Here is a 13,730-nt window from a genome sequence, read left to right as displayed (position 1 = left end):
ACACGCGGGTCAGGTCGGCAGTTGCACCAGGAACTGGCAGCCGGGCGCGTGGTTGGCGACCGCAACCCGGCCCCGGTGCGCCTCCACGATCCCCTTGACGATCGCGAGGCCAAGCCCGGCGCCCGAGCCTGCCGGCCCGTCGGTCGCGTGCGGGGTACGCGCCGTACTCCCTTGCCAGGCCACGTCGAAGACCCGCGCCATGTCCTCCGCGGACAGCCCGCCGCAGCCGTCGGTGACGCTCAGCTCGACGCCCTCCGGTACGGCGCGGCCGTGGATCTCCACCACGCCGTCGGCCGGCGTGTGCCGGATCGCGTTCATCAGCAGGTTCGACAGCACCCGGGACAGCTCGGCCGGGTCGGCATGGAGCAACAGCCCGTCCTCGACGCTGCCGCCCAGCCGCACCTTCCGCGCCCGTGCGACCGGGTCCGCGCCCGCGAGCGCCTCGCTGACCAGGTCGCCGAGGGCGACCGGCTGCAGGCTGAGCCGCAGCACCCCGGCATGGATCCGGGACAGCTCGAACAGATCGTCGACCATCCGCACCATCCGGTCCACCTCGGACCTGATCTGGCGGTGGTAGCGCCCGGGATCCTCGGCCAGCCCGTCCTCGAGCGCCTCGGTCATCGCCCGCAGGCCGGCCAGCGGGGTGCGCAGGTCGTGGGAGACCCAGGAGACCAGCTCCCGCCGCGAGTCCTCCAGCCGCGCCTCCCGGGTGCGCGACTCGGCCAGTTTGGCGCTGGTCCGGGCCAGCTCGTCGGAGAGCGCCCGCAGCTCCGCCGGGCCACGCGAGTCGCCCACGAACTCACCGCTCTCGCCGAAGCGCCGCGCGTCCTGCTGCAGAGAGTGGGACCAGCCGGCGAAGGCACCGCCGACCGCCATCGCCACGGTCACGGCGACGACGCCGGCGACCAGCGCGACCAGGAGCACGACGCCGAAGTCGTGGTCGGACAGGAACATCGCGCGCGCCGTACCGACCATGCCAGCGACCACCGCGCCGACGGCGACCACGGCCACCAGGGTCGCCAGCCAGCGCACCGACAGCCGGCGCAGCAGCCAGGCCAGGCCCAGCCCGAGTACGCCGACACCGCCGGCCCACGCCGCGGCGATCAGCACCACCTGCACCTGGTCGCTCATGACGACACCATCTCGGAGGGCTCCCAGCGGTAGCCGACGCCCCACACCGTGACCAGCCGCTGCGGCCGGGTCGGGTCCTTCTCGACCTTCTCCCGCAGCCGGCGGACGTGGACGGTGACTGTCGACTGGTCGCCGAACGACCAGCCCCACACCTGCTGCAGCAGGTCCTCGCGGGAGAATGCCTTGCCGGGGTTCGAGACCAAATGCCGGAGCAGGTCGAACTCACGCGCCGTCAGCGCCAGCCGCCCCCCCGCCAGCGTGGCGAGGTGCTGCTCGCTGTCGACGACCAGGTCGCCGTCGGTCACCTGCTCGGGGCCCTCAGGCCCGCGGTCCCCCGCCCGCCTCAGCACCGAGTCGACGCGCAGCACCAGTTCGCGGGGGCTGAACGGCTTGGTGACGTAGTCGTCGGCGCCGCGCTCGAGGCCCACGACCCGGTCGGTCTCGGAGCCGAGCGCGGTCAGCATGATCACGGGTACGTCGCTCGCCTCGCGCAGTCGTCGGCAGACCTCGAGCCCGTCGATTCCCGGCAGCATCAGGTCGAGTACGACGAGGTCGGCCGGCGCGGCCCGCATCACGCGCAGCGCGGCCTCGCCGTCGGCGGCCTCGTCCACGTCGTGCTTGTTGGCGCGGAGGTAGGACACGACCACCTCGCGCACCGTGTGGTCGTCGTCAACGACCAGGATCCTGGCCATCGTTCCTCCTCCTGCGAGCGTTCGCGAGTGCCGCCACGGCGACTCCCGCACAGGTTAGTGCCGCGACCGCCAGCCAGCCGCCGGTGTAGTTCCGGTCGAGCAGGGTCGGGTTGTCGGCCTTCGCGCCGTACCGGCCCAGGACCGGGATCGCCAGCAGCGTCAGCGAGCCGAGCACGATCGCTCCGACGGTCACCGGCGCTCGCCACGCACTGGGCAGCAACCGGGCCAGGACGACGGTTGCCAGGATCGTCACCGGAGCCAGTACGGCGTCGTGCAGGATCACGCCCGCCACCAGCCAGTTAGCGGTCGCGACCAGGTTGTCCCAGCCCAGGTCCAGCAGCAGCCAGCCGCCGTACGCCGCGGCGAGCAGGCCGGTCCCGATCAGCGCAACGCGCGTCATGTCGCCTCCAACCTGGCTACCCACTTGGTCTGGAGTACGCCGGGCCGGTTGGGCGCGATCAGCCGGCACGGATAGCCGTGGTCGATCGAGAGCGGCTCGCCCTCCAGGCCGAGAGCGAGCAGGGTCAGTGGGTCGTCGGCGAAGTCGGCCGGCAGGGAGATGACCCGGTACGGGCCCTTGGGCTGAAGGGAGGTGACGGTGACGTCGCTCCCCCGCGGCGCGTCGACCAGGTCGAGCAGCTCACGCACGCGCACCCCGGTCCAGGCGCCGCTCGCGCTCCAGCCCTCGACGCACGCTATCGGCAGGTCCTCGGTCGTCTGCCTCATCGCGGCGAGGTCGTCACGGGAGAGGGTGAGCTCGCGGTCGCCGTACCCAATGCTCAAGCGGTACGCCGGGTTGGTCGCCGCCGCCACCACATCGGCCGCCTTCGCCGACTTGTTGATCGGGATGCCGCCCGGGCCGTCGCCGGACCTGACCCCGAAGACCGAGACGTGCCGGAGCAGCGGCACCGTGCTGCCGGCGGTCGCGAGTGCGGCCACGCCGGCGGCCAGCCAGGTGGTCCGGAGCAGGCCGCGGCGAGAGAGCCCATCTTCGAGCGTGGTGGTCTCGGCGACGGTCGCTGCGCGACCTGCTCGACCCAGACTGGCGCGGACGATCGGCAGCTTGACCGCGACGTGGATCGCGAGGGCCCCGATCGCGATCCACGCCACGGCGTAGTGGGTGGGAACGAAGCGGAACGCCCACGGGTACCACTGCGCGGAGTTGGCCAGGCCGGTCGCCAGCTGGAAGATCGCGGCCGAGATCAGGACCGCGATCGAGACCCGCTCGGCGCCGTGCAGAGCGAGCTCGCGGACCCGGCGGGGCGGCCGCGCGAAGAGCTTCGGGTAGACCGTCCAGAGCTTCACCAGCAGCAGCGGGACCGCCATCGTCCCGGAGACGACGTGCAGGCCCTGGGTGAGGCGGTATCCCCACACCGGGCGGGTCGGGAACGCCAGCCACGGGTCGGGCGACTGCGCCCAGTGGCTGACCAGGCCGGTGAGGAAGCAGGTCGCGAAGCTGATGCCGAGCCAGAGGCCGACCCGTGAGGTGATCGCCGGGTCGCGGAGGCGGGTGCTGAAGTCCCTCTCGTCGGGCAGTCGCATCAGGTGCCCCTCCCGAGTACGGCGAACCAGCGGTCGTCGTACTGCTCCAGGAGCTCGACGCTCAGCCCGGCCTCCCGGGCGACCGCGGCGGCCGCATCGGCTCCCACCAGCGCCCATTGGAACGGCCGGCTGAGGCCGGTCGCGGTCTCGATCCGCAGCGGCTGCGACTGGACGCCGGTCCCCGGCGGCGCCAGGTCCGCGACCACGCGACCGCCGGGCGCGAGCAGGGTCCGGGTCCGGCGCAGCAGCACGGCGGGGTCGCCGCCGATGCCGATGTTGCCGTCGGCGAGCAGCGCGGTCTGCCAGCGACCCTCGCCGGGCAGCGCCTCGAACACGCTGCGCACGATCGCCGGTCCGCCCCGCGCCTGGGTCTGTCGGACGGCCTCCGGGACCACGTCGATGCCGAGCACGGTGTGGCCCTCACGGGCGAGGTGCGCGGTCAGCCGACCGGGGCCGCACCCGATGTCGATGGTGGCTCCGACGCAGTGGCCGAGCAGGGCCTCGTCGGCCGCGACCGGATGGCCGTGCCAGTGCGGCAGCGGCACCAGCTCGGGCAGCGCGTGCAGTCCCCAGACCGTGCACGGCTCGCCTCGCAGCGCCGACGACCAGACCGCGGAGAACGGAAGAACGGTCATCAGGTAACCCGCTCCCAGGCTGCCTTGAACCGGCCAGCCGGCATCGCCCGAGCGACCGCCCGGGCGTCAGCAGCGGTGTCGACGTCGCGCAGCAAGTAGGTCGGCCTGACCCGCAGACCCGCGCGCTCGAGCGCGGCCTGGGTGGCATGGCCGGTCTGCGCGGTGGACATCGGTACGTCGACCAGCGCCGCCGCCGTCGCACGCGCGTCCGGCTCGGCGACGGCGAGCACCCACCAGCCGCCGTCGGTCGCAGGGCCGAGCACGGCGTGGCCCTCAGCGGTCCGAGCGGCGACCGCGCGCAGTTGGCGCGGCGTCACCTGCGGGGTGTCCATCGCGATCTGGACGACGACGTCACCGTCGGCGGCCGCGTCCTGATGGGCCCGGGCCAGGCGGGCAGCCAGCCCGTCGCCTGCCTGCTCGTGGATCGTCCAGCCGGCGAGCCTGGCCAGGATCTCGTCGGCGTCGATCGCCTGGTCGAGGTCCCCGGCGAGGGAGAGGTGACAGTGACGTGGGCCGAAGGCGATCGCGCACGCGTCGAGCGTGTCGGCCAGCGCCGCCGCGGCCAGCTCGGCCGCGACCGCCATCCCGACCTCCCGCCCCAGCCGGGTCTTCACCTCCCCCGGCACCGGCGCCTTGGCCACCACCAGGGCGCGAGGTCGGGATAGTCCAGGCCGTTTGACATCACTTTCCGGCCGAAAGTGATGCGGAACGTACTGGACTATCCCGTCGGGGAGGCTGGTCATGCGAGCACCCGCCAGAAGTCGCGGGCTGCGCGTGCGGTGCCGCGGACCGAGCCGGAGACCTTGGAGCGAGTGCCGGCGGCACGGGGGTGGTAGGCCACGTCGTGCTCGGTCAGCCGCCAGCCGGCCAGCGTGGCCTTGTGGAGGAGCTCGACGGGGTAGCCGAACCGCCGGTCATGTACGCCGAGCGCCAACAGGTCGGCGCGCCGGCAGACCCGCATCGGCGCGATGTCGTGGACCGGCAGCCCGGCGGTACGGCGCAACCAGGCCACGACCAGCCCGTTGCCGAGCCTGGCATGCCACGGCCACACCGCACGCCGTACTGGACGGCGCCGGCCAACCGCCATCGTCGCTCGTCCGGCCGTCACGTCGTCGAGCAGTGGGAGCAGGTCGGCCGGGTCGAACGAGCCGTCACCGTCCATCACCGCGACGTACTCGCCGTTCGCGGCGAGCACCCCCGCATGCACGGCGGCGCCGTACCCGGGCGCCGGCTCGGTGACCACCGTGGCGCCGAGCCGGCGAGCGGTGTCCGCCGTACCGTCGGTCGAGCCGTTGTCGACCACGATCACGGCGAGGCCCGCCGGCACGGTCGCGATGACTCCCGGGAGCGCCGCTGCCTCGTCCCGGCACGGGAGGATCAGCGTGCAGTCTGTTCGCATGACTTCACGCTAGGAACGCGCGAGGCCCTGCGGGCCCGTAAAGCCTTACGGAACGCTGACGGTGGTCACGCGGACCACCGACGCCGTCCGGCTGCTAGCCATCAGGACCCACTCACACAGCGGGGCTGGTGGTAGCAGTAGGCGATGTCCCAGTGGTCGCCCTCGTCGCGGTAGACGTTGCCGCCCGACGAGCGCCACGTCGGCACTCCTCGGGTGAGGCCGAGGTTGCGGAAGTTGTTGCGGATGTACCGCTTCACACAGCGGGTCTTGGAGATGTCGACCTTCCAGCCCCGCCAGTGGCTGTAGCGCAGGGAGGTGTCGTGGCCGGTCTCGGTGGCGCCGGTGATGTGGACCCGGCAGTGACTGGCGCGCTTGAAGGTCCTGATGCCGCGGACCGTCGAGCGCCGGATCTTGGAGAACGACGTACAGGTCGGGTTGTTCCGGTCGCTGCAGCCACCCGTGGAGGACCAGGTGATGTTGGCGGCGCGGAGGCTCTTGGCGGCCTCGCGGTGCGAGAGCCTGGTTGCCCGCGCCTCGGCGGGTGCCGCCGCGACCAGCGAGGTCGCGACGACGATGAGGAGTCCGGTCAGCAGCGCGGTGAAGGCACGCCAGGTCCGAGTGCTCTGATGCATGTCTGCCTCCTGTAGAAGGAACCTCTCAGCAGGCTGGCACCAGCGGCGACCCTGCTCGTAGGCCCAGGGACCCAAACCCCTTACGAAACGCTGACGAAGCCGGGTACGACGTCCGCTGGCCGGTCGGTCGGTCCTATCGTCGGCGGCATGGCGACGACCCAGCTCGCGACCGTGACCACCCGAGGTGCGCGGACCGGCCTGGCGGTCGCGGTGGCGCTGATGCTGGCGGCGCTGACGATCCCGCCCCTGTTCGACTGGAACGTCCACGTCCGCTCGTTCCCGCCGCTGCACGCCTACCTCGACCCGCGGCTCGGCCCGGGCACGCTGCCGGCGGTGCTGCTCGCCGTACTCGCCAGCCTGCGGGCTGTCGACCTGGCCGAGCGGCTGAGCTGGCCGCGCCTGCTGACGGCTGTGTACGCCGCCGGCCTGGCCTGGCTGCTCGCGCTGGCCTTCGTGGACGGTCCCGGCGGCGTGGGCGACATCCTGAACACCCAGTACGAGTACCTCGGCACCGCCCGCGCCACCGACGACCTACCGGCGACCCTAGAGATCTACGTCAGCCGGATCCCGTTCGACGCCGAGCCGTCCAACTGGCCGGTGCACATCGCCGGCCACCCGCCCGGCGCGCTGACCTTCTTCGTGGTGTTGGTACGGATCGGGCTGGGCAGCGGCTTCGCGGCCGGGCTGGTGGTGACCGCCTTCGCGGCTTCGACGGCGGTGGCGGTGATGTCGACGATGCGCACTCTCGGCGCGGAGGGCGCCGCCCGCCGGGCGGCTCCGTTCCTGACGTTCGGGCCGGCGGCTATCTGGCAGTGCGTCTCGGCGGACGGCATGTTCGCGGCAGTGGCCGCGTGGGGCGTCGCCGCCCTGGCATTGGCCGCGACCCGCCGCAGCCTGGCCTGGTCGGTGTCCGCGGGGCTGCTGCTCGGCTACTGCGTGATGCTGTCCTACGGCCTGCCGCTGCTGGGCCTGCTCGCTGTCGCGGTGCTGGTGGTGGCCCGGTCGTGGCGTCCGCTGGTGCCGGCGGTCGCCGCCGCGCTCACCGTGGTCCTCGCGTACGCGGCGTACGGGTTCTACTGGTGGGAGGCGTTCCCGGTGCTGCGCGAGCGCTACTGGGCCGGCGTCGCGAGTGCGCGGCCGGCGGCGTACTGGACCTGGGCGAACCTCGCCTGCCTGTTCTTCAGCGCCGGCCCGCTCGCGGGCGCGGCACTCGGTCACGCCGCGACCCGGGTTCGACGTACCATCGCCGATGTCGAGGAGCGAGTGGTGCTCTGGCTCGCAGGAGCGGGTGCGGCGATGGTGCTGGCCGCGAACGCCTCGCAGATGAGCAAGGCCGAGGTGGAGCGGATCTGGCTGCCGTTCGTGCCGTGGCTGCTGGTCGCATGCGCGCTGCTGCCCGAGCGCTGGCGCCGGGCCGGCCTGGTCCTGCAGATCGTGCTCGCCGTCGCCGTCCAACACCTCCTGCGCACCACCTGGTGACGGCGCGGGGGCGGCGTCTCGGGCCGGACGTCATACGAAACGACAGCTACTGCATGCGCACCGCATGACGTCGCGCGGCACGTCATACACCGAGAGCCCTATTGCTCGCGATCCGTATGACGTCCTGGTCAGGCGCGCAGTGGCGCGGTGGCGAAGTCGGGAAGCCCGGCCTCGGGCCGGATCCGCGCGCGGAAGCCGAGCTCACGCGCGGCCAGGTCGGGCGAGGCCACGACGTGCCGGACGTCGCCGAGCCGGTAGCCGCCGGTGACCACGGGGCACCGCGGTGTCGCGCTCCCCAGCGCCACCAGGCCGGCGACCTCCAGGATCGAGATCGGGACGCCGGAGCAGACGTTGTACGCCGCGACCTTGCCGGTGCCTCGGTCCTCGAGGGCGTCCAGCGCGCCCAGGTTGGCGCGGGCGACGTCGACGACGTGCACGAAGTCGCGCAGCTGGCCGCCGTCCTCGAAGACCTGCGGCGCCTCGCCGCGCTCCAGCGACGACCGGAACAGCGCCGCCACGCCCGAGTACGGCGTGTCCCGCGGCATCCCCGGCCCGTAGACGTTGTGGTAGCGCAGCGCGACCACGCTGCCGCCGGTCTGCCTGGCCCAGGCCCGGGCATAGTGCTCCTGGGCGACCTTGCTCGCGGCGTAGCTGCTGCGCGGGTCAAGCGGTGCGTCCTCGGGCACCGGCTGCCAAGCCAGCGCGGCCCCGCAGCGCGGACAGCGGTTGTCGAACTCCCCCGCTTCCAGCTCGGCGCGAACCCGCGGAGGCGGGTCCTGGCGGCCGTGCTCGGTGCAGGAGTACCGGCCCTCGCCGTACACGACCATCGAGGAGGCCAGCACCAGCCGGTCGACACCGGCACCCGCCATCGCGGCGAGCAGCGCGGCGGTGCCGAGGTCGTTGTGCGCGGCGTACGCCGGCAGATCGGCCACGTCAGTGCCGGCGCCGACCAGCGCCGCCTGATGGCAGACCGCGTCGACCCCCCGCAGGTCCGTCCAGGCGCCGGCGTCCCGCACGTCGAGCAGGTGGGTGCCCGCGGGGGCGGCCGCCGCGCCGTGCGCGACCGGCAGCATCGCGTCCACCCGGACCACCTCGTCGCCGCGCGCCTCCAGTGCGACCGCGATCGCGGAGCCGATGAAGCCGGCCGAGCCGGTGAGCAGGACCTTCACGATGCCTCGTAGGTGAGGTCGAGGCCGTCTGCCCAGGCCGAGCAGCCGCAGCCGTCCGGGTCCGGAAGCTCGGAGATCGCTGCGGCCAGGATCCCCTTCAGCCGCTCGACGTTCTGCGCGAACATCGCGAAGACCTCGGCCTGTCCCACGCCCTCCCCGGCCTCGATGCCCGCGTCCATGTCGGTCACCAGCGCGACTGCGGCGTAGCAGAGCCGCAGCTCCCGGGCCAGCACGGCCTCGGGGTGTCCGGTCATGTTGACCAACGACCAGCCCTGCGCGGCGTACCACCGCGACTCCGCGCGGGTGGAGAACCTCGGCCCGTCGATCACGACCATGGTGCCGCCGCGGCTCACCCCCGGCTCGGCAGCCACCGCCGCGGACAGCCGCGGGCAGTAGGGGTCAGCGAACGGCACGTGCACGGCACCGCTGTCCACGAACGTCTGCACCCGGCCGCTCGTGCGATCGACGAGCTGGTCGGGTACGACGATGTCCCCGGGCGCGACCTCCGGGCGCAGCCCGCCGACCGCGCACGGCGCCAACACCTGGCGCACCCCGAGCGAGGCAAGCGCCCACAGGTTGGCGCGGTAGTTGACCCGGTGCGGCGGGAGCTCGTGTCCCGCGCCGTGCCGCGGTACGAAGGCGACCCGCCGTCCGGCCAGCTCGCCGACCGCGATCGGCGCGGACGGCGCGCCGTACGGCGTCTCGACCGTCACCCGCTCCGGCTCGTCGAGGAACGCATAGAAGCCGCTGCCGCCGATCACCGCGATGTCGGCCCGATCCGAAGAGCTCACGCAGTCAGCGTGGCACCGGGCGGCCGCCACCACGAGGCTCGACGGCCGGTCGTCAGGCTTTCGTAAGGACCGGGTCCGGGCGGTGTGCGAGCGCGGCGGCAACGAGTACGCCGACCGCGAAGACCGAGGCGAAGCCGTTGAGCCACGCGTAGCCCAGCGAGCCGACGATCAGGCCGGCGAAGCCTCCCGCGACCGCCGCGGTGAGGCCCATGATCAGGTCGGCGGCGCCTTGGACGTCGGTGCGGGCGTCGAGGGGTGAGTGCTCGGTCAGCAGCGTGGAGGCGGCCACGGTCGCGGCCGACCAGCCGAGGCCGAGCAGGAAGAGGCCGGAGAAGATCTCCCACGAGCTGCCCTCGGGCGCCGCGCCGCAGAGCAGCAGGGCGACCAGCAGGATGCCGCCGCCGGCCCACAGCACCGGCGCCCGGCCGAGCCGGTCGGAGGCGATGCCGACCACCGGAGCGAACGCGAACATCCCGAGCACGTGCAGGCTGATCACCACGCCGATGATCCGCAGCGTGGCGCCGCCGTGCTCCATGTGCAGCGGCGTCATCACCATCACCGCGACCATCACGGCGTGCGCGCCGGCCATGCCGCCGATCGCGGCGGCCACGCTCGGCCGCGTGGCGAGGACGGAGCGCACCCGCCCCCAAGAGGTGCCGGTCGGTGGTGAGGCGTCGAGACCGGCCTGTGCGTGGGCCAGCAGCAACGGGTCGGGTCGCAGGAACACGAACAGCACCAGCGCGGCCGCCAGCAGGCCGATGCTGCCGAGCGCGAACGGACCGGTCAGCTCCGGGATCGAGAGCGCCTCGGCGACGTCGGCCGAGACGCCGGTGAGGTTCGGGCCGACCACGGCACCGATGGTGGTCGCCCAGACCACGATCGACAGCGCGCGGCCACGGTGCCGCGGCTCGGCCAGGTCGGTGGCGGCGTACCGGGCGCCGTTGTTGGCCGCGGTCGTTGCGCCGAGCATGGTGGCCCCCACCAGCAGCAGCGCCATCGACTCCACGACTCCGGCCAGCACGCAGGTGCCGGCGCCGACCGCTCCGATCAGGTAGCCGGACATCAGCCCGATCCGGCGGCCGCGGCGCGCCATCATCCGGGCCAGCAGGTACGACGCGACCGCGGCGCCGACGACCTGGAAGGTCTGCGCCAGGCCGGCTTGTTTCTCGGATCCGGAGATGTCCTTGGCGAGCAGGGACGCGGTCGCGATGCCGATGGTGATGCCGACGGCGCCGACCGCCTGGGCGGTGACCAGCGTCCGGATCGTGCGCCGCTGGACCGCGACGGTGTCGGTCATCGCTCGGACTCCGGCAGCTCGAGCCGGCGCCAGACCGCCGCCCAGACCGCCTTGGGGTGCTCGCCGGCGGCGAGCGCCTCGACCACGGTGCGCGACTCCAGGTCGGCGAGCACCTGCTGCTCGGCCCAGCTACGGGCGTACGCCGGTCCCAGCACCGCCTCCATCCGTGCCCAGAACTCGGTGTGCCTCATCGGCGGCTCGCGAACGCGTCGAGCCAGTCGGTGCCGTTCGCGGACTCGTAGCGGCCGACGTCCTGCACCGTCCAGCCAACCTCGTCGAGTACGGCGCGCAGCGGCGCCTCGCGCCAGTAGGTGAAGTGGCGGGCGCCGGCGATCGAGCCGTGCGTCGACCACTGCTCGCCGTCGCCTTCCTTGAGCGAGAGATGGAGCAGGCCGTCCGGAGTGGTCGCCGCGGCCAGCCGCCGCAGCACCGTCGGCAGGTCGGCCCGCGCGACGTGCAGCAGGCAGGCACTCGCCCAGACCCCGTCGTACGGCGACTCCCGGCCGGGGTCGGTCAGGTCGTCGTGCAGCGGGTCGAGCAGGTCGGCCGAGTGGCCCGCGGCCCGCAGCAGCTCGACGAAGGCCGGCGTGATGTCGGTGCGCCGTACGCTCAGTCCGCGCTGCTCCAGAGCGAGCGCGTCCCGGCCGCCGCCGCTGCCGACCTCCAGCACGCGGGCGCCGGCAGGAAGGCCGGCAGCGAACGCGTCGGCGAGCCGTGCGGTGTGCTGGTTCAGGGAGGCGGTCGCGTCGCGGTAGGCGGCCGCGTCCTCGGCGTATGCGGCGATGGTGGCGTCCTGCGGACTGGTGGTGGGCACAGGCCGATCCTGCCAGCCGACCGGCTGTCCGGCCGAACCGGTTTTCGGGTCAGAGAGTGACGGGTGCGGTACCGAACGCGACGTTGAAGCGGTCACACCAGATGACGACCGACTTCAGGCCGTCGAGGTCGGCGTCCTCGGGGATCTCGTAGTTCTGGTTGCCGTGGGTCGCCTTCAGCTCACCGAGCTTGACGTAGCGACCGTCGTCGTAGGAGCCCCACTCGCCGCCGCTGGGCTGGTCGGTGATCCACACCTGCAGGTCCGGGCCGTCGGAGGAGGCCAGCTCCTCCAGCCGCACGAACCGGCGGCCGTCGGCCAGCTCGAGGATCTCCACCCGGCCGTTGGTGTCGTGCTCGGCGTCCTCGAACTCAGCGCTGTCGAGCACCCGGCTGCTCGACGGCGCCGCCTCGTTGACCTCACTGGAGGTGAACAGCCGCCACGGCTCGAAGGCCCACAGCCCTACGATCACTGCGGCCGAGGCGACGATCGCACCAAACACCAAGAACCCCGCATGCCGCCCATCATGGCAGCGGCCGCGGCGCTCAGGGCGTGTCGCCTAGGTGAGCAAAAGGCTGTCGAGTCGCTTACGTACGACGAGCAGCCCGGCCACGCCCATCACCAGCAGGTAGGCCACCGAGACCAGCGACGCCGAGGACACCGCACCGGTCGTCAGCTCGCGGCACAGCACCACACCGCGGTACAGCGGCGTCGCCTCCACCACCCAGCGCAGCCAGCCGTCGAACGCGGTCACCGGGAAGAACGTCGCCGAGAACAGGAACAGCGGCGTGTGCACCAGCGTGACCTTGTCGAAGTCCTGCCAGCTCCTCATGTACGTCGCCAGCGCCATGCAGACCGCCGCGAAGGCGAACCCGATCAGTACCGCCGCCGGCAGCGCCAGGATCGCCCACCACGAGCCGGTCAGGCCCATCGCCGTCATCACCAGCAGGAACGCCGCGGCGTACACGCTGCCGCGGATCAGCCCCCACGCGATCTCGCCGGCGGCGACGTCGCGGGTGGTGAGCGGGGTGGCCAGCACCTGGTCGTAGAGACGTTGGTACTTCAGCTTGAAGAAGACGTTGAAGGTGGAGTCCAGCAGTGCGCCGTTCATCGCCGAGGCCGCCAGCATCCCCGGCGCCACGAACTCGGCGTACGGGATGGTCTGGCCGTTGAACTCGAACGTGTCGATCAGCTGACCGACACCGATGCCGATCGAGAACAGGTAGAACACGGGCTCCAGGAACCCGGTGACGAACAGCTTCCAGGCACCCTTGTATGCCAGGTAGTTGCGCAGGATCAGCATCTGCGCGCCAGGCGCGGTCGCCGCGACGTCGCTCACGAGACCAACCTCGCCGTCAGCCGGCGTACCGACCACCACCAGCCGAACGCGGTGAGCAGGAGCAGCACCAGCACGTGTACCGCCGCCAGCGACCAGTCGACGTTATCCAGCGTCAGCATCCGAGACAGGTTGACGCCGTGCCACAGCGGCGTGGCCCGGGCGACCCAGGCGAGGACCGGGCCGAGGTTGCTCACCGGGAAGAAGGCGCCGCTGAACAGGAAGAGCGGGAAGACACCGAGCCGGTAGATCAGCCCGAAGCCCTCCTCGGACTTCATCCCGGCGGTGAGGCCGTAGACCAGCGCCGCGAACGCCATCCCGACCAGCACCTGCGCGCCGAACGCCAGCACCGCGCCCCACCAGGTCTCGAAGACCCCGAACGGCGCCAGCGCGAGCATGAAGACCCCACACGTGGTGACCAGCCGGAACAGCACGAACAGCAGGTTCGCGGCGACCACGTCGGGGACCCGCAGCGGCGTGGCCAGCATCGAGTCGTAGACCTTCTGCCACTTGATCATGCTCATCACCGGGTAGGTCACCTCGCCGACCGCGGTCTGCATGGCGTGGCTGGCGACCAGACCCGGCACGATGAAGGCGAGGTACGACGTGGCGCCGTCGAGCTGGTCCGGATCGGCATCGACGTACTCGCCGAGCAGCACACCCATCGCCAGCACGTAGAAGACCGGTGCCACGAACGACGAGATGACTGTGCCCTTCCAGGTCCGCCGGTAGACGATCAGCCAGTAGTCGAGCTGGCGCCCGATGAACTCCGGGCTCGCGGCGTCGGGCGCGGCCGCCTTCTCGATGACAGCCATG

At 72.4% G+C, this 13,730-nt stretch carries 17 protein-coding genes; 1 reads left to right on the top strand and 16 read right to left on the bottom strand.

Translation table 11 applies throughout. From position 1 onward, the window contains the following. Positions 1-9: 9 nt before the first annotated feature. From DDV73_RS18735 to DDV73_RS18700, 8 genes are all read right to left on the bottom strand, one after another. Positions 10-1,131: a sensor histidine kinase gene (locus tag DDV73_RS18735; RefSeq protein WP_109508778.1), complete on the bottom strand. Its 1,122-nt coding sequence runs from the start codon at positions 1,129-1,131 to the stop codon at positions 10-12. Further along, positions 1,128-1,823: a response regulator transcription factor gene (locus tag DDV73_RS18730; protein WP_109508777.1), complete on the bottom strand. Its 696-nt coding sequence runs from the start codon at positions 1,821-1,823 to the stop codon at positions 1,128-1,130. The genes DDV73_RS18735 and DDV73_RS18730 overlap by 4 nt, the downstream gene beginning before the upstream one ends. Then, complete coding sequence (locus DDV73_RS18725) at positions 1,801-2,223, bottom strand: hypothetical protein (RefSeq protein WP_109508776.1); 423 nt, start codon at positions 2,221-2,223, stop codon at positions 1,801-1,803. The genes DDV73_RS18730 and DDV73_RS18725 overlap by 23 nt, the downstream gene beginning before the upstream one ends. Continuing rightward, positions 2,220-3,365: a molybdopterin-dependent oxidoreductase gene (locus DDV73_RS18720; protein WP_109508775.1), complete on the bottom strand. Its 1,146-nt coding sequence runs from the start codon at positions 3,363-3,365 to the stop codon at positions 2,220-2,222. The genes DDV73_RS18725 and DDV73_RS18720 overlap by 4 nt, the downstream gene beginning before the upstream one ends. After that, positions 3,365-4,000: a class I SAM-dependent methyltransferase gene (locus tag DDV73_RS18715; protein ID WP_109508774.1), complete on the bottom strand. Its 636-nt coding sequence runs from the start codon at positions 3,998-4,000 to the stop codon at positions 3,365-3,367. The genes DDV73_RS18720 and DDV73_RS18715 overlap by 1 nt, the downstream gene beginning before the upstream one ends. Next, positions 4,000-4,641: a TIGR04282 family arsenosugar biosynthesis glycosyltransferase gene (locus DDV73_RS18710; RefSeq protein ID WP_206050952.1), complete on the bottom strand. Its 642-nt coding sequence runs from the start codon at positions 4,639-4,641 to the stop codon at positions 4,000-4,002. The genes DDV73_RS18715 and DDV73_RS18710 overlap by 1 nt, the downstream gene beginning before the upstream one ends. Positions 4,642-4,739: 98 nt before the next feature. Then, positions 4,740-5,399: a glycosyltransferase family 2 protein gene (locus DDV73_RS18705; protein WP_109508772.1), complete on the bottom strand. Its 660-nt coding sequence runs from the start codon at positions 5,397-5,399 to the stop codon at positions 4,740-4,742. A gap of 101 nt (positions 5,400-5,500) precedes the next feature. Next, complete coding sequence (locus tag DDV73_RS18700; RefSeq protein ID WP_109508771.1) at positions 5,501-6,031, bottom strand: hypothetical protein; 531 nt, start codon at positions 6,029-6,031, stop codon at positions 5,501-5,503. Between the two features lie 147 nt (positions 6,032-6,178). Between DDV73_RS18700 and DDV73_RS18695 the strand changes: the two genes are divergently transcribed. After that, complete coding sequence (locus DDV73_RS18695; RefSeq protein ID WP_109508770.1) at positions 6,179-7,510, top strand: hypothetical protein; 1,332 nt, start codon at positions 6,179-6,181, stop codon at positions 7,508-7,510. Between the two features lie 128 nt (positions 7,511-7,638). Here DDV73_RS18695 and DDV73_RS18690 read toward each other — a convergent pair whose 3' ends face one another. From DDV73_RS18690 to DDV73_RS18655, 8 genes are all read right to left on the bottom strand, one after another. Beyond that, positions 7,639-8,679 (bottom strand): NAD-dependent epimerase/dehydratase family protein, encoded by a 1,041-nt coding sequence (locus tag DDV73_RS18690; protein ID WP_109508769.1) that lies wholly within the window; start codon positions 8,677-8,679, stop codon positions 7,639-7,641. Next, positions 8,676-9,470, bottom strand: coding sequence for an S-methyl-5'-thioadenosine phosphorylase (locus DDV73_RS18685; RefSeq protein ID WP_109508970.1), 795 nt, complete (start codon positions 9,468-9,470; stop codon positions 8,676-8,678). Before DDV73_RS18685 ends, DDV73_RS18690 begins: the two co-directional genes overlap by 4 nt. 52 nt (positions 9,471-9,522) lie before the next feature. Then, complete coding sequence (locus tag DDV73_RS18680; RefSeq protein WP_109508768.1) at positions 9,523-10,767, bottom strand: MFS transporter; 1,245 nt, start codon at positions 10,765-10,767, stop codon at positions 9,523-9,525. Continuing rightward, positions 10,764-10,958, bottom strand: a complete 195-nt coding sequence (locus DDV73_RS18675) for a DUF3046 domain-containing protein (protein ID WP_109508767.1) — start codon at positions 10,956-10,958, stop codon at positions 10,764-10,766. The genes DDV73_RS18680 and DDV73_RS18675 overlap by 4 nt, the downstream gene beginning before the upstream one ends. Further along, the gene (locus tag DDV73_RS18670) at positions 10,955-11,581 is read right to left on the bottom strand and encodes a class I SAM-dependent methyltransferase (RefSeq protein WP_240617361.1); all 627 of its coding nucleotides are present in this window, start codon (positions 11,579-11,581) and stop codon (positions 10,955-10,957) included. Before DDV73_RS18670 ends, DDV73_RS18675 begins: the two co-directional genes overlap by 4 nt. 49 nt (positions 11,582-11,630) lie before the next feature. Beyond that, positions 11,631-12,050: a DM13 domain-containing protein gene (locus tag DDV73_RS18665; RefSeq protein ID WP_240617360.1), complete on the bottom strand. Its 420-nt coding sequence runs from the start codon at positions 12,048-12,050 to the stop codon at positions 11,631-11,633. Positions 12,051-12,137: 87 nt separating this feature from the next. Continuing rightward, the gene (locus DDV73_RS18660; protein ID WP_240617359.1) at positions 12,138-12,917 is read right to left on the bottom strand and encodes an ABC transporter permease; all 780 of its coding nucleotides are present in this window, start codon (positions 12,915-12,917) and stop codon (positions 12,138-12,140) included. Beyond that, a complete protein-coding gene (locus DDV73_RS18655; protein WP_109508765.1) occupies positions 12,914-13,729 on the bottom strand; it encodes an ABC transporter permease in 816 nt (271 codons plus the stop codon). Before DDV73_RS18655 ends, DDV73_RS18660 begins: the two co-directional genes overlap by 4 nt. Position 13,730 lies beyond the last annotated feature (1 nt).

The sequence above is a fragment of the Nocardioides speluncae genome (assembly GCF_003121585.1).
In the GTDB taxonomy this organism is placed as follows: domain Bacteria; phylum Actinomycetota; class Actinomycetes; order Propionibacteriales; family Nocardioidaceae; genus Nocardioides; species Nocardioides speluncae.
This window is presented reverse-complemented; position numbering and strand designations above follow the sequence as displayed.